Below are 22,673 nucleotides of genomic sequence, written 5' to 3'. Positions count from 1 at the left end.
AGCGATCTATGAAAGGGGGCGCGTATGATGGAAATTTTGACAAAGCAGCAGCTTCATAAAGCAACTCGATTCATTCGTATCGCCGGCACGGTACTGGCATTGGGCATTTTAGCATTGCTTACCTGTTATCTTTGCATTCTCATCTATGCAAAAATATTAGGCCCTCCCCCGCTCGCTGTACCGCAATCCACCATATTTTACAGCGCTGACGGTACAGTAATCGGTGAAACAAATGCAGGCCAACAAAGGTATTGGGTTGAACTGGATAATATTTCTCCCTCTTTGACTTCTGCTGTTTTGGCGATAGAAGACCAGCGCTTTTACAGTCACAACGGTTTTGATTTCAGGCGGATTGCCGGCGCAGTCATTGCCGACATTAAAGCAATGGCGAAAGTACAAGGTGCCAGCACGATTACGCAACAATATGCCCGCAATCTTTTTTTAAATCACGAAAAAACTTGGTACCGCAAAATTAGTGAAGCGTTTTATACGATTCGTATTGAAATGAATTACACAAAAAATGAGATATTAGAAGGCTATTTAAATACTATTTACTACGGTCATGGCATATACGGCGCACAAGCGGCTAGCCACTATTACTTCGGAAAAGATGCCGGTGATTTAGACTTGTCTGAAGCAGCTATGCTGGCGGGAATACCAAAAGGTCCGGCTTATTATTCCCCTTTTCGCTCATATGACCGCGCAAAAGCGAGACAAGAGATTGTTTTATCAGAGATGGCCGAAGCCGGCTATGTGACAAAAGAAGAAGCGAAAGAGGCAGCATCGCGTCCAATTGAATTGCAAACTCAAAAGACAGAACGAGCGGAAGTTGCTCCTTACTATATCCAAAACGTTCAGCAAGCATTAAAAAATGATCTGCAGCTGGATGAGCAAACAATTGCTCTCGGCGGCTTAAAGGTATACACAACCTTGGATTTAGATATGCAACAAGCGGCAGAACAGGCATTTGAACGTATTTTTCCGGAGAACAGCACTATCCAGGGCGCACTTGTTGCCATCGAGCCGAAAAGTGGCTATGTGAAAGCTTTAATTGGCGGAAGAAACTATAGCGAGAGCTCGTTTAACCGCGCCACGCAGGCAGCCCGTCAGCCGGGCTCTACGATTAAGCCTCTTGTTTATTATGCAGCTTTAGAAAATGGCTTTACACCTGCAACTATGTTGAAAAGTGAACCGACAACCTTTACGTTCGATGACGGAAAGGCAACCTATTCACCGCGCAATTTCAATTCACAATATGCCGACAAAGAAATTACATTAGCACAGGCGATTGCTCTTTCCGATAATGTATATGCGGTCAAAACGCATCTTTTTCTCGGCAATGACTATTTGAAAACAACCGCTGAACGATTTGGGATTAAAAGTAAAATTGAAACAGTGCCATCAGCTGCTCTTGGCACATCGAATGTGAAGCTGATTGAAATGGTGAATGCCTATGGCAGGCTTGCAAATGGAGGCAAAGCAACGGAAGCAGTCTTTATCCAAAAGGTAGAAAACCATCAAGGAGAAGTTGTTTATGAAGCACCTAAAGTGACAAATCAAATACTGGACCGCGACCAGGCTTTTGTGCTGACCGAGATGCTGACTGGCATTTTCAATCCGAATCTGAACGGTTATACAACTGTCACAGGCTCCACAATCGCCAATCAGTTATCAAGACAGTACGCCGGAAAATCCGGCACAACCAACACAGACAGCTGGATGATTGGCTACACGCCGGAGCTCGTTTCCGGGATTTGGACTGGCTATGACAAAGGAACAGAAATGAATCGCTCCTCCGAAAGCCAGTATGCAAAAAAGATTTGGGCTGATTTCATGGAAACAAGCTTGGCTAATTCTAATTTCACTGAATTTGAGCCACCCGATAAACAGCTCATCAAAGTCAAGATTGATCCTGAAAGCGGGAAAATTGCCGGCAAAACATGCACTCAGTCAGTTTCGTTATATTTCATAGACGGCACCGAGCCGAATGAGAAATGCTCACATGAAACCGAGAAAGAAGAGACTGATAAAGAGAAGAAGAAACCTTGGTATAAACGATTGTTTCCTTTCTTTTAAACTAAAAAGAAAATGGGCTCACTCTATGAAGAATATGCTTCTTCAGGAGTCAGCCCATTTTCATGTCCTGGTTTTATAGCGTCGTACACTGATTTCAGTGTATCATTTTTGCCTGTAACAACAAGTAGGAAAGTACATAAACTGTAAAATTTTCTAGTTCCAGACATATTTTAGTGCCGATTTTGACAATATTCGCTAATATCAAGTTTTAGGATAGCTGTTGCTTTAGCTCTTCACCGGAACGCTCCCACATAGACGGGTCATGACTTTGCAGAAATTCCTTCAAGACAATCTTTGATGTCTCATCCATATGTTCCGTGATATACTTCCGCTTCATCGCTTTATCAAGATTGTTCACATGCTCAGGCAATGATTTATAGCCTCGGCGAATGCTGCGGTCCACTGTCATTTCACAAGCTGTAACGCCTGCATAATATGGCCCTTCTTCATTACGCTCAATCGCCACCCAAACAATCCAATAAGGCTTTCCGTTCGGCACTTCATCCTTATTCGTCAAAAACTTGATTCCTCTTTCGACCGCACTGCGCGCGTGCAGAGCTCCGATTTCAATTGAAGCTTCCTTCGCTTCCACATCAATGATAATCGGCGAAATATTTTCTAAGCTTAATGACCCTTTACCGAAGCCTTTATGACCATCTGTCGGGTCGTTTTTTATAATGTTAAATTGCATTTTCTTCTTTTGGTTATCCATTAAAATACTCCTTTCTTACATAAAAAGCGAATAAAAGATGTGGCTTAAGAAATCTTGAATGCCCGGTATCAAAGTCCGGAAGATTGGATCTATCGTATAATCACCTAAAGGTGTCAAAACTAAGATCAGAAAAATCAACATTCCATACTGTTCATATTGCGTCATTTGGGCCCGGATTCCCACAGGCATTAAGTCTTCAATGATCCGATAGCCGTCCAACGGCGGTATCGGCAACAGGTTGAAGACAAACAGCAATATATTAATATAGACAAGAAAATTGATAAACGTAAAAACATACTCTGTCCAACTTCCAGCTGCTCCTGATGAAAGCATCAAAAAGAAAATAATATAACCGACAATCGCAATCAACAAGTTACTCAGCGGTCCCGCAAACGAAACGAGAATCCCTGCCAGACGAGGGTTTTTAAAGTTATACCGATTTACTGGAACAGGTCTTGCCCAACCGAAACCGAAAATCAGCAGCAAAAGCGTTCCGACAGGATCCAAATGCTCTTTTGGGTTAAGCGTCAGACGTCCTTGGTTTTTCGCGGTCGGATCGCCAAATCTATAAGCAACATATGCATGTGCAAATTCATGGACTGTAAAAGCAATCAGCAATACGATAATCACATACGGCAAATCAGTAAGATTAAATGCTAGAATACTGTTTAGAAAATCCATATTTCACGCTCCAAATCTATCGTAATATTTAGTATATCTTATCTTGCCAAAAATGTTGAATGTTTGCTCCAACTATTAACAAAACGGTTTCTTGATTTTTATTACAATTTATGAAAAACTACAAACATACACTAGAAAGGAGACTTAACAATATGCCATACGTTACAATCAAACTGCTAGAAGGTCGTTCTGAGGAACAAAAGAAAGCGATGGTTGAAAAGGTAACCGCTGCCGTTTCAGAAACATCAGGCGCTCCGGAAGATAAAATTGTTGTATTCATTGAAGAAATGTCAAAAAATCATTATGCAGTAGGCGGAAAACGTCTAAGCGACCAGTAAAACATACATATTAAAGCCCTGGGACACTTTACTTTTCAAAGTGTCCCTTTTTATGTATAAAAAGAGTGCCGACTTAGAACACACGACACTCTTTTACAAAATATATTTTTGTATAGTGAAAAAGGACCGGTGACGGTTTTTCTATTAATGGCACTTCGCTTTTGCCGACAATGCAGCAATATAGCGGTAAGCATCCTCAATTTCCTCAAGTGTATATTTCTGCTTAGCTTTTAATGTCTGCACTTTTTCTATGACTTCCGGCTTTTCAAGCATATCGAAGTATAAAATTGTTGAAACAAGCTCCAAGAAACGCGCATTTTGCCCGTTCATATCATCAAGGCATTCTTTCAAATTGGGTTCGTCCACTTGGTAAAGCTGCAGGAATTCCTTACCCGCATCTGATAAAGAGTAACAATATTGCCAGTATCCGCTCTTCTTTTCCTTTTCTTCATTCAAATAACCCATTTCGCACAATTCTTCCACTCGCATGGTCAGTTCATCCGAGTATGGTCCGTAAAAATGAAACTGAAACTTCTCCTCAAAAGGAAAGGATAACTTTTTTGCTATATAAATGATTTTCTGCATTTTTTTGCGGCCTGAGATTTCCCCAACAGACGCTACCGCATTTATTATTCTTGCATAATCCTTAAACACACCTATTCCTCCTTGAAAAAACGAGATGCTCTCATTATTATTGCAATCTCTTTTCTATCCCTAAAAGACTGCAGATTTGTTGTTTGATTTCCGGATGCGCAGTCTCATCTTTCAGGAGATCTTCCGGAAAAAATAATTTATGATCCGTTCTTCTTTTGCCGGTGATTGCATCGACAATTTCCGACTCACGCGAAAGCTCACGAATCTCTTTATCATTTTTGAGCAGATAAATCGGAAGTCTTTCCTCTTCTTCGCCTGCACGGTAAAAATCATACGGTAAATCGGATGAAGAATTCATCACTAAATAATACTCCGGGTCAATATTTGCCTGTTCAAAAAGCTCCTTCAGCTTATTAATTTTACTGATTTCACTTGCCGGCTGACAATCAACGTATTGAAACAATCTTCTATTTACGAAGCGATGACACAAATCACTTAAAATACTGTCTTTTTCATTTTCCCATTGCCCAAAATAGAAATACGCGACATTATCATCCATCGCAATATATTCTTCCACCGTCACATTCCCTTCAAACAATGAACGGAAGTGGAGCGGCTCCTGGCTGAATGTATACGTCTCATCAAAGTACAGCTTCTTTGCCCGGTGCAGAATTTTTGTCAAAATCACTTCAGCGCTTCGAGTCACCGGATGGAAGTATATTTGCCAATACATTTGATATCGGCTCATAATGTAATCTTCCACAGCATGCATACCACTGCTCTTAATGACTACCTGATCTTCCATAGGGCGCATCAGCCGAAGCAATCGCTCCATATCGAAGTTCCCGTAGCTGACCCCGGTATAATAGGCATCTCGTTGCAAATAATCCATTCGATCAGCATCTATTTGGCTGGAGATCAAACTGATCACAAGTTTATCGTGGTATGTTTTCGCAATTACCTCAGCTACATTTTTAGGAAACTCGGAATCAACCCGTCTAAGGACTGCGTTCACCTCGGTATCCCCTAAAATAATTTCTCTTGTGAAGTTTTCATGATCGAGGTGAAAGACTTTTTCATATGAATGCGAAAACGGCCCATGACCAAGATCATGCAACAGAGCTGCGCATAATGAAAGAAGCCGCTGCGACTCATCCCATTGCTCTCTTCCGTGAAAGACGTCATCAATGATTCTTCTGACGATTTCATATACGCCTAATGAATGGTTGAAACGGCTATGCTCTGCGCCGTGAAAAGTTAAGTATGTAGTTCCGAGCTGCTTTATCCTTCTAAGTCTTTGAAATTCACGTGTGCCAATCAGGTCCCATATAACACGGTCTTTTACATGTACATAACGATGAACCGGATCTTTAAAAACTTTTTCTTCGTCTAATTTCTCCATGGAATAGCTCATAGAATAAATACCCTCTTTGTTTTATAGCTTGTCCTGCTTCATTATCTTATATTTTAGCATTTGCTAATTAAACCGTCACGGGTACTACCGTCTTCATTTCATATTTAAATTTAGTTTCCCGGCGGCAAAATACGATAATTTCTCTATTTTTTCGAGCTCCGGAGCAAAACCATATATATTTCGACAAAATAAAAATCACCGTTTTCTTCTAATGAGAGAACGGTGATTTTAACATTTATGATGAAGCGAATGCTGCTTTATTTCTTCAGCTTCGCTTTAACCTTTTCAATGAGCTCGTCTTCTGTAGGAGCTGCAACTGGGCGACCATTCACAAAGGTAAAAGATTTCTTTCTGCCTGGCCCGCAATATGAATGACAGCCAATTTCAATAGTTGCATCCGGATCAATCTGTTTCAAACGAGGAACAAGCGTCTTGATGTTCGTTGCCTGGCAATCATCACATACTTTAAATTCGTTTGCCATCCCTTGTTTCATTCCTTCCTGCATAAGGTGGATCTAGCGTAAATGGCGAGCAATTATATTAAATAGCGCTCACCTTAACACACAAGGTATTTTACCCTTTCTATATTTGAAAGTCAAAATGAACACATTTTCCAAAACAATACTAATTTTCATGGAGAATCTGCACCAGCCTTTTAGGATGTATAAAAAAGAAATCTAGCAATTAACCGCACTTAAAAGCGCAACACAATTGCTAAAAAGTTAAACTATTAGCCTTTTAACTTTTTTGTATAAAAAATTATGAATTTGTACAGAATGATATTAACAAAAAGAACCATCACACGAAAGTCAATGAAAGGAAGATTATAAAATGAAAGTTAGACAAGATGCTTGGACACACGAAGATGATTTATTGCTGGCTGAAACGGTGTTACGCCATGTGCGTGAAGGTAGTACACAGCTGAACGCATTTGAAGAAGTCGGCGATAAGCTAAACCGTACATCTGCCGCATGCGGCTTCCGCTGGAATGCAGTTGTACGCCACAATTACGAAAAGGCTTTACAATTGGCAAAAAAACAACGGAAACAACGCAATCGCCTGTTAGGAAAAGACCAAGGAGGCAAGAAGAAACTTCTATATACTCCTCCTACACCTACTGTTTTAGAAGTAGGATTATTGCCCGAACCGAAGGAGCTTCTATCATCAACTAATGCGGTTGAACCAGAAACAACAGTTACGTATGAGCAAATTCCAACAGCTGTTTCTGCTGCAACAACTGTCTCTTCACTTGAAGATGTCATTGAGTTTTTGCAATCTATGAATAAGGAAAGCTTGCATAGTGAAGCACTTCATTCTGAGAACACAAGATTAAAAGCGGAATTGGTTGAAGCAAAGAATGAAATAAGCCGCTTAAAGCAAATGAAAGATGAACTGGAGCATAAAATCGAAAATCTCGAAGAAAACACAGAAACTATCCAAGAAGATTACGAAACAATCATGAAAATCATGAATCGCGCACGCAAGCTCGTATTGCTTGAGGAAGACGCTCCTCATGCGACAAAATTCAAAATGGACCGTAATGGAAATCTGGAAAAAGTAGCGGAGTAGGAAAAACCGGCACCGGTCCTTTGCTATAAATATTTGAGGGCGGCAATAACAATCTTTATCTATAATAGAAGAGGCTGACGGTGCTTGTTTATTAGTCCGTCAGCCTTTCTATTTTATTTGCGCTTAATCCGGAAGCACAATTTACTCAGCAGATCTCGTCAGCTTCGCGTTTCGCTCAATCATTCTATTGAAGTAGATCGTATACTGTTCTTCTTCTGCCGCTGTTAGTTTAGACGTTTCAACAGATTCTCCGTATAATTGCGCTGTATTTCGGATTCGCACCATCACATCTTCAACCGTGAGCTGATCTTGCAACAATTCAGTGAGCGACGCCATTACTTCCGGATGTATGTCCGGATACTGAAACTTAGTTTCTTGCCCGCCTTTTGCTAGTCTGTAAAACTCTTTAATCATCGCCGCTCTTTTTGAACCGCTTTCATTTATGCACAGATAAATTTGCACTGCCACTCCATTTCGAACTCTTCTTTGAGAAATGCCAGCAAATTTTTTGCCGCCGATACTCAAATCATAACTTCCCGGGCAGTACGACCCCACGATTTCCTTTGCTTCAATCTTTGCTCCATAGTCTTTGAACATATTCCGGATGAATTCGACCATTGCCTCATATCCTTGATTAATGGAGATACGATGCTCTTTTTCAGAGAATACAAGTGTCAAATTCAGAACCCCTTTATCAAGCACCACTGCTAAGCCGCCTGAATTGCGGACAATTGCCTGATAGCCTTGAGAGTGCAAATAGGAAATGCCGCTCTCAAGAAAAGGCATTCTGCTGTCTTGTATGCCAAGCACGACTGTTTGTTCATGTATCCATGCTCTTGCAACTGCTGATGACTCTCCCGTTCCGACTGACTGACAGAGAGTGTCATCAATTGCAAATGACTGTACAGCAGAGAAAGAAGAGCCTTCAGAAGTGTGATTAATGAATCTCCACATCTTTTGACGCAGTAAAGAATGATCTCCACTCATAGCCTTATCCCCCTTTTGCTCGTATGTACACTATATTATAGTGCTTGTCCTGCTGTAATAATCGCTAATTTATATACATCTTCTGCGTTACACCCGCGAGAAAGATCGTTTACTGGCTGATTTAAACCTTGAAGAATTGGACCAACAGCTTCAAAGTTTCCTAGACGTTGTGCGATTTTGTAGCCGATGTTGCCTGCTTCAAGACTTGGGAATACAAATACGTTTGCATCACCTTTAATGTCTGAGTTAGGTGCCTTACTTGCTGCAACAGAAGGAACGAACGCTGCGTCGAATTGGAATTCTCCATCCACTAATAATGTAGGCTCAAGTTCTTTTGCTATCGCAACAGCATCAGATACTTTCGTTGTTTCAGGTGATACTGCTGAGCCTTTTGTAGAGAAGCTTAGCATTGCTACACGCGGCTCCATGCCGAACATTTGAGCAGTCTTAGCACTTTCCACTGCAATTTCCGCTAAGTCTTGACTATCAGGGGCGATATTGATTGCACAGTCAGCAAACACGTATTTTTCTTCTTCGCGAACCATGATAAATACGCCTGAAGTTTTCTTGATACCTGGTTTTGTTTTAATAATCTGCAATGCCGGACGTACCGTGTCCGCTGTAGAATGCGCTGCACCGCTTACAAGTCCGTCAGCTTTATTTAAGTAAACAAGCATTGTACCGAAGTAGTTTTCATCCAAAAGAATTTTCGCTGCATCTTCATGCGTCACTTTTCCGTTGCGTCGTTCAACGAAAGCATTGATTAGCTCATCCATTCCTTCGAAGTGCATTGGGTCATATATATCAACATTATTAAGTGAAAGGTTTAATTCATTTGCTTTCCCTTGAATATCTTCTGCATTACCGACTAAAATCGGTTTTACGATTTGCTCTTCAGCCAATCTGCTTGCAGATGTCAAAATACGCTCATCCATTCCTTCTGGAAAAACGATTTTAATATCTTTTCCTGCTAGTTTTTCTTTCAATGATGTAAATAAATCACTCACTAAAAAAGCCTCCTTCATTTTTCTCTATATAGTTAGCATACTCTGTAATAAGAAATATTTCTATTTAAAGTACGACAAAGAGACGCTTTAAGCGCCTATTTTCTGTTACAACTAAAATACCTCATATTAGTATACCACTATTATTTACTGCTCAGGAGTATTTTAAAAATAAAGTAATCTAATTTTAATTTTGAAATTTTAGCGTCAGCCGGACTTCCGTAGCCTCTCTTTTTTTTAGAATATGATATAGTATTGTTGAAAATAGAAGGATACATGGGAGTGATTTTGATGAGTGAAGCAGCACAAACACTTGATGGATGGTATTGTTTACATGATTTCCGCACCATTGATTGGACAACTTGGAAAATGCTTTCTAACGAAGAACGCCAAGAAGCAATTTCTGAATTTTTAGCATTGGTAGAAAAGTGGAATAAAACTGAAGAAGAGAAACAAGGCTCGCATGCGCTTTATACAATCGTTGGCCAAAAAGCCGATTTTATGATGATGATTCTGCGTCCGACAATGAAAGAGCTTAATGAAATTGAAACGGAATTCAATAAATCAAAATTAGCTGAGTTTACTATTCCGGCTCATTCATACGTTTCTGTAGTAGAACTCAGCAACTATTTACCGGCTGATAAAGATCCTTATCAAAGTCCGGAAATTTTAGCTCGTCTGTATCCAATTTTACCGAAAAAGCAGCATGTATGTTTCTACCCGATGGATAAACGCCGTCAAGGTGAAGACAACTGGTACATGCTTCCTATGGATACTCGTAAAGAACTGATGCGTTCTCACGGTATGGTCGGACGCAAATATGCCGGATTAGTCAAACAAATCATTACCGGTTCAGTTGGCTTTGATGATTACGAGTGGGGCGTTACTTTATTCGCTGATGACGTTCTGCAATTTAAGAAGCTTGTGTATGAAATGCGATTCGATGAAGTAAGCGCACGTTATGGAGAATTTGGCGAATTTTTTGTCGGAAATATTTTAGAAGAAGATAAAGTCAGCACATTTTTGCATGTTTAATCACTATATACTTACTTAAAACTCTTGCCATGTCCGGCAAGAGTTTTTTGCATATTTTTTCGCTCGTATCATACACATGAAATAGTAATAGCTTAAATCAATCAAACAACAGTTAAAATCAACTTTTACCATACCACAAGAATGTACTTCAAAGGGGTGAAAGTAATGGGAAGAATCCCTTACACAGAGAATGATGTAGCACTATTGGCACGGCTAATGAGAGCAGAAGCTGAAGGAGAAGGCACCCTAGGTATGCTCCTCGTCGGCAATGTCGGTGTTAATCGTGTAGCAGCAGATTGTCTTGATTTCAAAAATATCCGTACGATTAATCAGATGGTATTCCAAAATCCAGGCGGTTTCGAGGCAACTCAAAAAGGTTATTTTTATCAAAGGGCAAGAGATGTAGATATTAAACAGGCACGCAGAGTTCTAGAGGGCGAAAGATTTTGGCCGGCAACGTATGCTTTATGGTTTTTCAGGCCCCCCACACCCGGTGATTGTCCTGATTCATGGTACGATCAACCGAATTCAGGTGTATATAGAAATCATTGTTTCTTTGAGCCAACCGGTGACGAATGTCCAGCCGTTTATTCGATCTAATAGTACCTGATTAGATGAACGACCGCATTGTCATTCCACATTATTAATTTATAAAAATGGAGGTATGTCCACATGGATCAAATGAATTCCAAAAACCCTAATCCGTATAGCAATTACGGCTATACGACACAACAAGGGGGAGTACCGCAATACGCACAAACGCAACAGAGCGGGCAACAACCTAATTTCGGCACCTACCCTCAACAGCAGATGCCACAATCAATGCAACAGATGCCACAACAACCTATGCAAACATACATGGGAGGCCCATTAGAAGCTTCAGGCGGACCTCTTATTCCTACATCCATGGGCCAATTTGATCCAGCCACTAATAAAGTAGTACTAGGTGCCAATCCGTCTGCCACGAGCCAATTTAGTCCAGCCTCTAATAAAGTGGTACTAGGTGCCAATCCAGCTGCTAATGTACCAGGAATGCTTGAGATTCAGCATGCTTATCTCGAAAATATTATTCGATTAAACAAAGGAAATCTTGCTACTGTCCATTTGACTTTCAGTGCACACTCTGCAAATCCAAACATGACTGTAAGAGGAAACATCATAGCATCAGGAAGAGACCACATTATTCTATTAGATCCGGAAACAAACACTTATTATGTATTATTAATGGTCTATATCGATTATATTACCTTTAATGAGCCGATTCAGACTTCCTAAGCATAAATAAAAGGGTGTTATCTTCCCATGACTTTTGACCATCGGGAGACTAGCACCCTCTTAACCTTTATGCATATTTGAAAACGGCAACAATCATCATAACCCACGAAGCTAGAAAAAGAACTCCGCCTATTGGTGTAATGGCTCCTAAAATAGAAATTTGCGTTACACTTAAAGTGTATAAACTTCCTGAAAAAAAGATAATTCCGGCTAACATCAAATAGCCCGAACAATTTATAGCTGGAAGAGTCCCCAATTTCCACGCCAACAACCCAATCACTAACAAACCGACTGCATGAAACATTTGATACTGCACAGCTGTTTCCCATGTAGCGATATACTTCTCCGGAATTCTCCCTTCTAGCATATGTGCACCAAATGCACCTAGAGCAACTGCTAAAAAGCCATTAACCGCCCCTAAAGTAATAAATAACTTCATCCTACTCCCTCTTTTCTTTATAGCGAAATAATTACAATTATAAATCGCTCTCCGATTTCAATATAAATCAGGAACGGAATTAAAAATCTAATAGAGATGTGCCATTTGCGTCATCGACAGACAGCTTTCTTTGCAAATCACTTTCAGAAAAAACTGTTGAAGATGTCAGCTCTTTCTGCGAGAATGTTTCTTCCTTCATATCATCATCTTGAATGAGCAGATCACATAAGGTTTTTATGGCTATGACATAGCCATTCCGCTGCTCTTCTGTTTCAGTTGCCTGCGCTTTTGCTACAAGTTCCCCCATTTTCTCTAATACTTTACTTGATGGGATATTCAAGTATTTTCACTCCTTTAGATACTAGCAATAATTTCTTTATAATTTTACCACAGACGGAATTTTTGCACTTCTCCCAAACCTTTACCGACGTTTCTTTTCATATTTCAGACAAACTTCCCCCGAGGACCGCTTCACTACTATTGAAGGAATTATAGAGGATTTAAACCCGAATGCCTTACAACCTTTAGGAGCATTATTATCCCATGTGACAAAAAAATGCTTACACTGCATACAATTCACCCTTTGTTCCATATCATTACCCCTATTTGCTGTCAAAAATTAACGTTTCACGTGGAACATTGTCGAATATTCAAATACCTAACCAATTGATTATATTCATCGTTTTCCTAAAGCCGTCGAATTTCAGAAAATCATTCTCATATTTAACACTGCACATCATTGGATGTCGACTTTCGTAGAATACGCCTTGCTCTATAAAGGGTTTATTCCCCATTGCTTCCTTACCCCACAAGAACCATATTATGTCAGGGTTAACTTTCGAAATGTACAACAGCACACATTTTGAAAAATGAGCCCAAATTTCCTTATGACTATTCGGTTTTCCCGTTTCACACGTGAAGGATGTATTCAGAAATAGAACACCTTGCTCTTCAAGTGCATCAAACCATTTCTTAGGGGTTTGCAGCTGAAATGTACCGGATGCAATCTCTTTCTTGATCTCCTCATACGATTTAATCTCATTATAGGATTGGATATTGTTATATTCTTTATGGATTAAACGAATAATATTTTTCATGGATACTTGCTTAAAAGGCTGTTGCCAGTTTTCAAGTGTTCCTACTTCGAACGACCTACCGGTTGCAACGCCCTTCATCGGATATACATCCTGCCCCAACCATATAACTCTCACCTTTTCAAGGTCTGTCGTCAGGAATCGTAATATTTGTTCGCTATTGCTCGGATTGTAATTTTCTCCGATTTGTTTTTCAATCCCTTGCAGTTCTTGTCTGATTTCATCTGTCAGAAATCCTTGCCATGACAGATGGACGTTATTAGGTACTATCATGTTCTTCCCCTTTTTATTAGTGATATTTTTTATATAAAAATGTGCTAGACTTATTTCGTTGATTCAATTCAAATATTGTAATTATCATCAAGATTATTATATTCTTATAAAAGATAAAAGCGAAAATTATCGAATTCTGTAATTATTGCTCTACTACTTTTAGGAGGATTATCATGACAATGAAAAAAGCATTAACCATTGCTGGTTCTGATTCCAGCGGCGGTGCAGGTATCCAAGCTGATTTGAAAACATTCCAAGAACTGGGCGTATACGGTATGACTGCACTTACGACCATCGTAGCAATGGACCCTAAGAATAATTGGCATCATCAAGTTTTTCCGCAAAGTGTAGATGTGGTTGAAGCACAACTAGAAACAATTTTATCTGTTGGGGTTGATGCTTTGAAAACAGGCATGCTAGGCTCAGTTGAAATCATTGAACTAGCGGCAAAAAAAATTAAAGAATACAACTTAAAAAATGTCGTTGTTGACCCAGTTATGGTATGTAAAGGTGAAGATGAAGTATTATTCCCAGAGCATACAATTGCCTATAGAAATTCACTGCTCCCATTAGCGACTGTGACAACACCGAACTTGTTCGAAGCGTCCCAATTAGCAGGAATGCAAACAATCACAACAATCGATCAAATGAAAAAAGCAGCTGAAAAAATTCATGCTTTAGGCGTTCCGTATGTCATCATCAAGGGAGGAAGCAAGTTGCACGGCAATGACAAAGCGATTGACCTTGTGTATGACGGAAACGAGCATATCATTATTGAGAACGACCTGATTCCGACTACATATACGCATGGCGCCGGCTGCACTTTCGCAGCGGCAATCGCAGCGGAATTAGCACTTGGAAAAGATGTGAAGGAAGCTATTTCTGTAGCAAAGGACTTCATCACAGAGGCGATTCGCCATTCATGGAAACTAAACGAATATGTTGGCCCAACAATGCATGGCGCCTATAAATTATATAAAGCTGGCAAATAATTTTAAGGGTTTACCGGAATTCCTCCGGAAACCCTTTTCTCTTTTTGTCAGCTTCACAAATATATATCGAGATTTTCTTTTCGCATTATAACTGTCTTTTTAGTAAGCTATAAGAAAGCACTTTTTAACGGGGAGGATGTTTATATGAAGCCGATTATTGTATCTGATGTCCAAAAAGCTATTAATGCATTCCAAAATCAGGACGTCTATATTCATTTAGAAACGACAAACGGAGCTTATGCTTCACACTTCGGTGGTGGTGCCTACTCTACGGGTGCTTATATTCGAAATGCGCGCGTTCAGTTTGAACACGGCAAAATTGCCGGAGAAGATCCTTACCGTGTGGGCCTGAAACTGCCAATCGGCTGGATTTACGCTGAAGGTATCAACCACTACGAAATTGACAATCATAATAGGCTGCTGCTGGCAGGTTTGGATGGAGACGGCAAATTGGCTGTTGCCCTGCAAATCAGTCCGACGCCTTTTGAATAAAGAAAAACCGTTACGGGTCCTTTTTCTTCATGAAAATGCTACTTAGATTCATCTCGATGAAAAAGGTTAGACAACTATTTAAATTTAAATCTTTTCAGAATAGAAAGGAGCTCATTCCAATGAAGAAAGAAAGCCATGTTCTTGTTATTTTCCCTCATCCGGATGATGAAGCATTCGGTGTTTCCGGCACAATCGCAGCTTATACAAAAAAAGGAATACCCGTCACGTATATGTGTCTTACCTTAGGAGAAATGGGACGAAACCTTGGAAACCCGCCGTTCGCGACGCGCGAGTCACTTCCCGGCATTCGAAAGAAAGAATTACAGAATGCCGCAGCTGAAATGGGTATCCAAGATTTGCGAATGATGGGTCTTCGCGATAAAACAATTGAATTTGAAGATGAAGAAAAACTAATTTCGATGGTAACGGATGCTGTTGAAGAACTGCAGCCTTCACTTGTTATTTCCTTTTATCCGGGATATAGTGTGCACCCAGATCATGATGCTACAGGCAGAGCCGTTGTTGCATCATTGGGCCGCATTGAAGCTTCTAAACGCCCTGTACTCCAAACCGTTGCTTTTGCACATAATACTGTCGAGGATTTGGGAGAACCTGATGTTGTATACGATATCAGCGAATACTTGGAAACAAAACTAGCCACTTTAAAGGCTCACGCTTCTCAAACACAGCTAATGGTCGGTCCATGGGAAGAGAAACTGAAAGAAAAAGACCCCGAAGTAATGGAACGGTTAACAAAAGAAAAATTTTGGACCTACAAGTGGAATAAATAATTTTTCATTGAATAAAAAAATAAAAAGAGGCAATACTTATAGCTACGATGAGCTTTCCAAAGTATCCCCCTTTTTTACAGTCGCCCTTATACGGCGGCTTTTTCTTTTTCATTTATTGATAGCCTTTAAAATAGCGTGCGCTACTCCATTTTCATCATTAGTCAACGTTACTTCACCGCAAAGTAGTTTAATTTCAGCAGATGCATTACCCATCGCTACCGGTTTTCCTACTCGTTCAAACATCGAGCAATCATTAAAATTATCTCCGATCGCCATCGTATCGTTTAAGGCAATATTCCTTTCACTTACGAATCGGCTTAATGCAATGCCCTTTTGCGCTGTATTATTTGTAATTTCCAAGTTGCCGGGTCCTGACGAGCTGACAGCCAACTGCTTCAGCTGTTTCAGCATTCCGCCTATTTTCTCAAGTAATGAATTGTCATTAGAAAAAATCAAAAACTTATAGAATTGCATATCCGGCACTTCATACAGCTTGTCATAATCATCAATTAGAGTCATAAAATCCGATTCGAAGCGCTGACCGGCTTTTTCCGCAATGAACAACGGGTCCAAATGAGGCATGGCTGAAACAAGAATATCAACCAAAATAGCCAATGATTGCTCCTTGCTGTATGTATAGACGCCTTTATTCGTATAAATTTCATAATACAATTTATACGTATCCAATAATCCCCTTACATGGTGTACAGTATTTACATCAATCGGATCAGATGAGATCAGTTTGCCATTCTCATCATAAGCAACCGCCCCATTCAACGAAAGCACCGAACAATTTAGATCCGCCTCATCTAACATGCAGCGAACTTCTTTATAGGAACGTCCAGTTGCGATTACAAAAGCTGCGCCACTCTCTTGAGCAGCTTTAATTGCCCGCGCATTTTCCTCACTGATTTTCTCCATACTATTAAGCAACGTACCATCCATATCGGATGCAATACATTTGATCATACGTCCGTCCCCCTCCAATTCATCTTAATAATAAAAATCACCTGCTAGTTCATTGTATATTTTATTAATAAAATTGGCATTTATTTTGTTAATAAGCAGTGAAATAATTATATTAGTATAATTATTTAAAAAGGGGTTTTATTATCAGAAAAATAATTCTACATTTCACCCATAACTATCTATTATTTTCAAATAATAATAGATTTTTTTTATAAAATGCATTAATATGTAATTATACTAATAAAAATACAGAGTTATTGAGAGAGGAACATCATGAAGTCAACCAGAAATCATTTTACGCTATCTTCAATTCTCATGTTTATCATTCCATCTTTGATCGGTATTCTTTTATTCATGACTCCCATCAAGTATAACGGAGAGATTACCATTCCAATTGCAATCTTGTCCGGCTTTATGCAAGACGTGCTGGGAAATTCAATTCCATACATCACAGCAGTCATCATTGTGTTGACTGCCATCATAACGGTAATTGCTAAATTTATTGAACTGCCATTTTTGAAAAAAAGCCCATTTTTCATGTCACTGTTTGATGTACATGCCGCGTGGGTTGTAATTCGTGTGTTAGGCGCAATTTTTGCCGTATGCACAATTTTTCAAATTGGTCCTGAATGGATCTGGTCAGCTGATACAGGCGGGATGCTTTTATTTAACCTATTGGCCGTTTTATTCTCAGTATTCTTCTTTGCGGGATTACTGTTACCATTATTGTTGAATTACGGATTACTGGAGCTGTTTGGGGCTGTATTCACGAAAGTTATGCGTCCTTTATTCAAGCTTCCGGGAAGTGCATCAGTCGGCTGTGCTACTTCTTGGCTTGGCGACGGCACTATCGGTGTTCTTCTGACGAGCAAGCAATATGAAGAAGGAATTTACACGAAACGTGAAGCTGCTATTATCGGCACAACGTTCTCAGTTGTATCAATCACATTCAGCCTTGTCATCATTTCACAAGTTGGTCTAAGTCATATGTTCATTCCATTCTACTTAACAGTACTATTGGCAGGTGTTGCTGCAGCGATTATCATGCCTCGAATTCCTCCATTAAGCAGAAAACCGGATGAATACTATAGAGAAAATCCTGATAAACAGCAAGAAATTATTCCGGAAGGTTATACACCTTTTTCATGGGGTTTTTCACAAGCTGTTGAACGAGCATCTAAAAACCAAGGCATGAAGCAGTTCTTCATCGACGGCGGGCGAAATGTTCTAGATATGTGGATGGGTGTAGCTCCAGTTGTTATGGCAATGGGGACACTAGCCGTCATCATCGCCAATTATACACCTTTATTCCAATGGCTAGGCATTCCATTTGTACCGATTCTCGAGCTTTTAAATGTTCCAGAAGCACATGCTGCTTCCGAAACTATCTTAATCGGGTTTGCCGACATGTTCCTGCCTTCTGTTTTGGCAGCTGGCATTGAGAGCGAGCTTACTCGTTTCGTCATTGCCTGCCTATCTGTCACACAGCTTATCTACATGTCAGAGGTTGGGGGCTTACTGCTCGGCTCTAAAATCCCGGTCAAATTCAAGGATTTAGTTGCTATCTTCCTTCTTCGTACAGTAATCACATTACCGATTATTGTCTTAGTGGCACACTTAATTTTTTAAAGGTTCACGAACAAAAGGCGCGGATTCCTCCACGCCTTTTTACTATGTTCTCGTAATATTTCTTCCCTCCTCTATAAAGCAAAGGATCTTCTCTACGATAACAGCTTCTCTATTAGAATCTCCGTTTTGCTCATACAGCATTTCCAGTTCATCTTCTGCTTGACGTGCTGACTGAAGCACCTCTGTTCCCTTCTTTATTTTCTCTTGATATCGCTCTTTAATATGAACGATGTCACCTTCGTAATCTTCATCCGTTCCTGGGGCAATGCATGCGGCATAAACATCAACCACTTCATCACCAACTCGCATAGGAAAATACTCATGCGGTGCTGTACTATCAAAAATCGCAAATCCCAGTTCTCGGACAATTACCATATCCAGACTATGAGGGTCAAGGCCACAATGATATATCTCTACATCAAAGCCCCTTATCTCCGCTTCAATTGCAATTTTCTTCAACATCGTTGATTTTCCAGAGCCTGGTCTCCCTTTTATAAAATATCGCTTCGCTAAACCATCCGTTAACGATGGCACATAATCAACAGCACCAGCCGGCGTTGCCGCTCCAAGAAAGCGCCGTTTTACTTTTCCCTTTCCGGTCGATACCGGCTCTCCATACAGTTGTTGAATCATCTCTTCTGTTAAAGCGTTTGCTTTTTCAAAATCCATATTATCTATAAAAATTGCTTCCCACTCATCATGTATATGCAAAGCTTTCTCATACAGCAAATACGCTTCCTGCTTTAGCTTCATAATTTTAGAAGCCAATTGCACCACATATTCTTTCTGATCATCCAGCGCATACTGATGGTCCAGATTGATGTAAAGTTTCTTTTTATGCGCTATTTTTGAATCCAGCCTTTGTATCCCTTTACTGTCTAAAACACCAATTTGCAGCTCTTCGATAATGATGCCGGCAATGTGTTCGTGATTCATCGGACAATGTATATAATGCAGACTGTACCCTTCCTTCTCATAGTGAAGTCCGGTCTTCTTTAGCAATCTGGATTTACAAGCCTTCGAGCCGCCTTTTAAAATCAACAGCTTTTGTAAATCTTGCAAATTGGTTTCATATAGATTTGCATAACCACGCGCCGTATTGCCTTCCGCAAAATAATGTAGCACACGACCTTTCAACATGAAGCACCCCTCTTCATCCCTAATACTGGCATTCATAGTATATGCATCGCTCCATAATTAGGTGAATACCCAATAAGAAAAAACCGACACCGGTCCTTTTTCATCATGAATAAGCTCATTAGATTCACATTAATGGAGAAGGAGCCAGCAAGCAATGAACATCGGCGGGGCGCATGCTCAAGATTTGCAGTTCCTTCTGTCTCCTTACAAAAAAGGACTGCCGAGAAGCAATTTATAACTTCTCAGCAGTCCTTGGCCTATTGAGTAATATTTACAAAGCGGGCTGATGTCAGTTCCGCAAGACGATCAGGTTCCAACGATACTTGCATGCCAATTTTCCCGCCGCTTACAATGATTTCGCCTTTGCCTTTACACGCTTCGTGAATGAATGTCTGATATTTCTTCGTCATTCCGATTGGCGAACAACCTCCCCGAATATAACCGGTCAGTTTTTGAATATCTTTAACGGCAACCATTTCCACCTTTTTCTCACCGGCTGCTGCAGCTGCCCTTTTCAGGCTCAGCTCAGCTCCAGCTGGTATAACAAACACATACACCTCCTTGCTGGATCCTTGAACAACTAATGTTTTATATACAATTTCAGGATCTTTACCGATTTTTTCGGCAACAGAAAGGCCGTCAATTTTGCCGTCCTTCGATTCATAAGACAGCACTTCATACGGTACCTTTGCCGAATCAAGCAATCTCATTGCATTTGTTTTTCCTTTTGCCATCTGAAAAACTCCTTACTGTTCATGTTATTTATCCTCTCCGACTTTTTACGCTCTAATTCGACGGCAATCAAACAATTTAAAAGGTTCACTATCCGTACATGTAATATCAGAATAACTTAATATGTTATAGTAGACAATACAACGCATATAAAGGAGCAGGAATAAATATGGCAAAAAGCTTAGTTTTAGCTGAAAAACCTTCCGTTGCCAGAGATATCGCAAACGTATTGAAATGTACGAAGAAAGGCAACGGATTTTTAGAAGGAGACCGTTACATTATCACATGGGCATTAGGGCATTTGGTGACGCTGGCCGATCCCGAAGTGTATGATGCCAAATATAAAACATGGAATTTAGAAGACTTGCCGATGCTTCCCGACCGAATGAAATTGACAGTCATTAAGCAATCCGGCAAGCAATTTCAAGCTGTTAAATCGCAATTAGCACGTCAGGACGTCAACGAAGTCATCATCGCGACAGACGCAGGACGTGAAGGTGAATTGGTGGCCCGTTGGATACTTGAGAAAGCCAATGTAAAAAAACCGATCAAACGACTTTGGATTTCATCAGTGACGGATAAAGCGATTAAAGCTGGTTTCCAAAACTTAAAACCAGGCAAACAGTATGACAATCTGTATGCCGCAGCCGTTGCACGCTCAGAAGCTGACTGGTACATTGGATTGAATGCAACTCGTGCCTTGACAACACGATTCAACGCGCAACTGAATTGTGGACGTGTGCAAACTCCGACTGTCGCGATGATTGCAGCGCGAGAAGATGAGATTAAAAACTTCAAACCGCAAACTTACTACGGAATTGAAGCACAAACAGAGTCCATTAAACTGACATGGCAAGACAAGAACGGCAATAGCCGCAGCTTTAATAAAGAAAAAATTGATACTATCGTCCAATCGCTCGGCCGTAAAGATGCAACCGTGACAGCGATTGACCGAAAAGCGAAAAAATCGTTCGCTCCGGCGCTTTACGATTTAACTGAACTGCAACGCGATGCCAATAAGCTGTTTGGCTATTCTGCCAAAGAAACATTAAAAATTATGCAGAGTCTTTATGAGTCCCACAAAGTATTAACGTATCCGCGTACCGATTCGCGCTATCTATCATCAGACATCGTGGGCACGCTTCCGGAACGATTAAAAGCATGCGGAGTCAGTGAATATCGACCACTTGCTAACAAAGTGCTGAGCAAGCCAATCAAACCTTCTAAAGCATTTGTCGATGACAGCAAAGTGAGTGATCACCATGCAATCATTCCGACTGAAGGGTATGTCAACTTCTCATCTTTCTCTGACAAAGAACGTAAAATTTACGACCTTGTCGTCAAACGTTTCTTAGCGGTACTATTCCCTGCCCACGAATATGAGCAACTGACTGTACACGCAAAAATCGGCAACGAGACTTTCATCGCTAAAGGAAAAACTGTGCTACAAGCAGGATGGAAGGAAGTCTATGAAAATCGATTCGAGGACGATGATCAAGCAGAAGATGTAAAAGAGCAACTATTGCCGAAACTTCAACAAGGCGATGTACTAAAAACAAAATTAATTGCCGAAACATCCGGCCAAACAAAACCACCGGCCCGTTTCACGGAAGCAACCTTGTTATCAGCAATGGAAAACCCGTCTAAATATATGAACAGCAACAATAAAGAGCTTGCCGACACGCTAAAAGCCACCGGCGGACTTGGGACAGTTGCGACACGGGCAGATATTATCGATAAGCTGTTTAACTCATTCTTAATTGAGAAGCGTGGCAACAAAGAGATCCATATTACGTCAAAAGGACGTCAGCTTCTTGATTTAGTGCCTGAAGAGCTGCGCTCGCCTGCGACTACAGCCGAGTGGGAGCAAAAGCTTGAGCTGATTGCCAACGGTAAGCTAAAAAAAGAAGTATTCATTAACGAAATGAAAAAACATACAAAAGAAATCGTCGCTGAAATTAAAGCTAGTGACAAAAAGTATAAGCACGACAACATTTCGACAAAAACTTGCCCGGATTGCGGCAAACCAATGCTTGAAGTGAACGGCAAAAAAGGAAAAATGCTTGTCTGCCAAGACCGCGAGTGCGGTCACCGTAAAAATGTATCCCGGGTAACGAATGCACGATGTCCGCAATGCAAGAAGAAATTGGAGCTTCGCGGTGAAGGCGATGGTCAAATTTTCGTATGTAAATGCGGATACCGAGAAAAGCTGAGCGCTTTTGAAGCAAGAAGAAAGAAAGAATCACGCGGTAAGGTCGATAAACGAACTGTTCAAAAATACTTGAAGCAACAAAATAAAGAAGAAGAACCAATCAATAATCCATTTGCCGACTTGTTGAAAGGCATGAAATTCGACGACTAATTCTTCAGGATTTCAATCGGCCTCCCGGAAGTGAAATATAGCTTCCGAGAGGCCTTTTTCCTGTTGTTGCAATAC

24 protein-coding genes are annotated in these 22,673 nt (G+C 40.4%); 11 read left to right on the top strand and 13 right to left on the bottom strand.

The features are described 5' to 3' along the window. The first annotated feature begins 27 nt into the window (after nucleotides 1-27). Nucleotides 28-2,076: a transglycosylase domain-containing protein gene (locus IEO70_RS01590; RefSeq protein ID WP_190996647.1), complete on the top strand. Its 2,049-nt coding sequence runs from the start codon at nucleotides 28-30 to the stop codon at nucleotides 2,074-2,076. A 208-nt stretch (nucleotides 2,077-2,284) separates the two neighbouring features. Here IEO70_RS01590 and IEO70_RS01585 read toward each other — a convergent pair whose 3' ends face one another. After that, nucleotides 2,285-2,788, bottom strand: a complete 504-nt coding sequence (locus tag IEO70_RS01585; RefSeq protein ID WP_190996604.1) for a YwhD family protein — start codon at nucleotides 2,786-2,788, stop codon at nucleotides 2,285-2,287. 15 nt (nucleotides 2,789-2,803) lie between these two features. Beyond that, the gene (locus tag IEO70_RS01580; RefSeq protein ID WP_190996603.1) at nucleotides 2,804-3,469 is read right to left on the bottom strand and encodes a site-2 protease family protein; all 666 of its coding nucleotides are present in this window, start codon (nucleotides 3,467-3,469) and stop codon (nucleotides 2,804-2,806) included. 152 nt (nucleotides 3,470-3,621) lie between these two features. On the opposite strand from IEO70_RS01580, the gene IEO70_RS01575 reads away from it, so the two are divergent. Further along, complete coding sequence (locus IEO70_RS01575; RefSeq protein WP_235973452.1) at nucleotides 3,622-3,807, top strand: 2-hydroxymuconate tautomerase; 186 nt, start codon at nucleotides 3,622-3,624, stop codon at nucleotides 3,805-3,807. Nucleotides 3,808-3,951: 144 nt separating this feature from the next. On the opposite strand, the gene IEO70_RS01570 is transcribed toward IEO70_RS01575, so the two are convergent. The 3 genes from IEO70_RS01570 to IEO70_RS01560 form a co-directional block, all read right to left on the bottom strand. After that, the gene (locus IEO70_RS01570) at nucleotides 3,952-4,461 is read right to left on the bottom strand and encodes a YwgA family protein (protein ID WP_190996601.1); all 510 of its coding nucleotides are present in this window, start codon (nucleotides 4,459-4,461) and stop codon (nucleotides 3,952-3,954) included. Nucleotides 4,462-4,498: 37 nt separating this feature from the next. After that, complete coding sequence (locus IEO70_RS01565; RefSeq protein WP_190996600.1) at nucleotides 4,499-5,815, bottom strand: HD domain-containing protein; 1,317 nt, start codon at nucleotides 5,813-5,815, stop codon at nucleotides 4,499-4,501. A 257-nt stretch (nucleotides 5,816-6,072) separates the two neighbouring features. Further along, a complete protein-coding gene (locus IEO70_RS01560; RefSeq protein WP_190996599.1) occupies nucleotides 6,073-6,297 on the bottom strand; it encodes a DUF1450 domain-containing protein in 225 nt (74 codons plus the stop codon). 349 nt (nucleotides 6,298-6,646) lie between these two features. On the opposite strand from IEO70_RS01560, the gene IEO70_RS01555 reads away from it, so the two are divergent. Beyond that, nucleotides 6,647-7,384 carry an RsfA family transcriptional regulator gene (locus IEO70_RS01555; protein ID WP_190996598.1) on the top strand — a complete coding sequence of 246 codons (738 nt, stop codon included), beginning with the start codon at nucleotides 6,647-6,649 and terminating at the stop codon, nucleotides 7,382-7,384. 141 nt (nucleotides 7,385-7,525) lie between these two features. Here the strand turns inward: IEO70_RS01555 and IEO70_RS01550 are convergent, their stop codons facing one another. Together IEO70_RS01550 and pta are read right to left on the bottom strand one after the other, a co-directional pair. Continuing rightward, nucleotides 7,526-8,371 (bottom strand): lipoate--protein ligase family protein, encoded by an 846-nt coding sequence (locus tag IEO70_RS01550; RefSeq protein WP_190996597.1) that lies wholly within the window; start codon nucleotides 8,369-8,371, stop codon nucleotides 7,526-7,528. Between the two features lie 35 nt (nucleotides 8,372-8,406). Beyond that, nucleotides 8,407-9,378, bottom strand: a complete 972-nt coding sequence (pta, locus tag IEO70_RS01545; protein WP_190996596.1) for a phosphate acetyltransferase — start codon at nucleotides 9,376-9,378, stop codon at nucleotides 8,407-8,409. Between the two features lie 288 nt (nucleotides 9,379-9,666). On the opposite strand from pta, the gene hemQ reads away from it, so the two are divergent. The 3 genes from hemQ to IEO70_RS01530 all read left to right on the top strand — a co-directional run bounded on the left by hemQ (nucleotide 9,667) and on the right by IEO70_RS01530 (nucleotide 11,685). Then, nucleotides 9,667-10,410 (top strand): hydrogen peroxide-dependent heme synthase, encoded by a 744-nt coding sequence (gene hemQ, locus IEO70_RS01540; protein ID WP_190996595.1) that lies wholly within the window; start codon nucleotides 9,667-9,669, stop codon nucleotides 10,408-10,410. A gap of 165 nt (nucleotides 10,411-10,575) precedes the next feature. Then, complete coding sequence (locus IEO70_RS01535; protein WP_190996594.1) at nucleotides 10,576-11,010, top strand: cell wall hydrolase; 435 nt, start codon at nucleotides 10,576-10,578, stop codon at nucleotides 11,008-11,010. 72 nt (nucleotides 11,011-11,082) lie between these two features. Continuing rightward, nucleotides 11,083-11,685: a spore coat protein GerQ gene (locus IEO70_RS01530; protein ID WP_235973451.1), complete on the top strand. Its 603-nt coding sequence runs from the start codon at nucleotides 11,083-11,085 to the stop codon at nucleotides 11,683-11,685. A gap of 67 nt (nucleotides 11,686-11,752) precedes the next feature. Here IEO70_RS01530 and IEO70_RS01525 read toward each other — a convergent pair whose 3' ends face one another. The 3 genes from IEO70_RS01525 to IEO70_RS01515 all read right to left on the bottom strand — a co-directional run bounded on the left by IEO70_RS01525 (nucleotide 11,753) and on the right by IEO70_RS01515 (nucleotide 13,491). Next, nucleotides 11,753-12,124, bottom strand: coding sequence for a DUF423 domain-containing protein (locus tag IEO70_RS01525; protein WP_190996593.1), 372 nt, complete (start codon nucleotides 12,122-12,124; stop codon nucleotides 11,753-11,755). A 79-nt stretch (nucleotides 12,125-12,203) separates the two neighbouring features. Beyond that, entirely contained in the window at nucleotides 12,204-12,464 is a 261-nt protein-coding gene (locus IEO70_RS01520) for a DUF5327 family protein (protein ID WP_190996592.1), read from the bottom strand. A 310-nt stretch (nucleotides 12,465-12,774) separates the two neighbouring features. Next, complete coding sequence (locus IEO70_RS01515) at nucleotides 12,775-13,491, bottom strand: uracil-DNA glycosylase (RefSeq protein WP_190996591.1); 717 nt, start codon at nucleotides 13,489-13,491, stop codon at nucleotides 12,775-12,777. Between the two features lie 173 nt (nucleotides 13,492-13,664). Between IEO70_RS01515 and pdxK the strand changes: the two genes are divergently transcribed. From pdxK to bshB2, 3 genes are all read left to right on the top strand, one after another. Then, entirely contained in the window at nucleotides 13,665-14,483 is an 819-nt protein-coding gene (gene pdxK / locus IEO70_RS01510) for a pyridoxine/pyridoxal/pyridoxamine kinase (protein ID WP_190996590.1), read from the top strand. Between the two features lie 144 nt (nucleotides 14,484-14,627). Next, nucleotides 14,628-14,975 carry a YojF family protein gene (locus IEO70_RS01505; RefSeq protein WP_190996589.1) on the top strand — a complete coding sequence of 116 codons (348 nt, stop codon included), beginning with the start codon at nucleotides 14,628-14,630 and terminating at the stop codon, nucleotides 14,973-14,975. A 119-nt stretch (nucleotides 14,976-15,094) separates the two neighbouring features. Beyond that, nucleotides 15,095-15,766 carry a bacillithiol biosynthesis deacetylase BshB2 gene (gene bshB2 / locus IEO70_RS01500; protein ID WP_190996588.1) on the top strand — a complete coding sequence of 224 codons (672 nt, stop codon included), beginning with the start codon at nucleotides 15,095-15,097 and terminating at the stop codon, nucleotides 15,764-15,766. 108 nt (nucleotides 15,767-15,874) lie between these two features. On the opposite strand, the gene IEO70_RS01495 is transcribed toward bshB2, so the two are convergent. Continuing rightward, nucleotides 15,875-16,735, bottom strand: coding sequence for a Cof-type HAD-IIB family hydrolase (locus tag IEO70_RS01495; protein WP_190996587.1), 861 nt, complete (start codon nucleotides 16,733-16,735; stop codon nucleotides 15,875-15,877). 273 nt (nucleotides 16,736-17,008) lie between these two features. Here IEO70_RS01495 and IEO70_RS01490 point away from each other — a divergent pair, with 273 nt between their 5' ends. After that, nucleotides 17,009-18,364, top strand: a complete 1,356-nt coding sequence (locus tag IEO70_RS01490; RefSeq protein ID WP_190996586.1) for a YjiH family protein — start codon at nucleotides 17,009-17,011, stop codon at nucleotides 18,362-18,364. A 42-nt stretch (nucleotides 18,365-18,406) separates the two neighbouring features. Here the strand turns inward: IEO70_RS01490 and IEO70_RS01485 are convergent, their stop codons facing one another. Together IEO70_RS01485 and ybaK are read right to left on the bottom strand one after the other, a co-directional pair. Continuing rightward, complete coding sequence (locus tag IEO70_RS01485) at nucleotides 18,407-19,501, bottom strand: PRK06851 family protein (RefSeq protein WP_407948269.1); 1,095 nt, start codon at nucleotides 19,499-19,501, stop codon at nucleotides 18,407-18,409. A gap of 260 nt (nucleotides 19,502-19,761) precedes the next feature. Then, complete coding sequence (gene ybaK, locus IEO70_RS01480; protein WP_190996584.1) at nucleotides 19,762-20,238, bottom strand: Cys-tRNA(Pro) deacylase; 477 nt, start codon at nucleotides 20,236-20,238, stop codon at nucleotides 19,762-19,764. 167 nt (nucleotides 20,239-20,405) lie between these two features. Here ybaK and IEO70_RS01475 point away from each other — a divergent pair, with 167 nt between their 5' ends. Further along, nucleotides 20,406-22,598 (top strand): DNA topoisomerase III, encoded by a 2,193-nt coding sequence (locus IEO70_RS01475; protein WP_190996583.1) that lies wholly within the window; start codon nucleotides 20,406-20,408, stop codon nucleotides 22,596-22,598. Nucleotides 22,599-22,673 lie beyond the last annotated feature (75 nt).

The sequence above is a fragment of the Peribacillus faecalis genome (genome assembly GCF_014712675.1).
GTDB lineage: Bacteria > Bacillota > Bacilli > Bacillales > DSM-1321 > Bacillus_AD > Bacillus_AD faecalis.
This window is presented reverse-complemented; position numbering and strand designations above follow the sequence as displayed.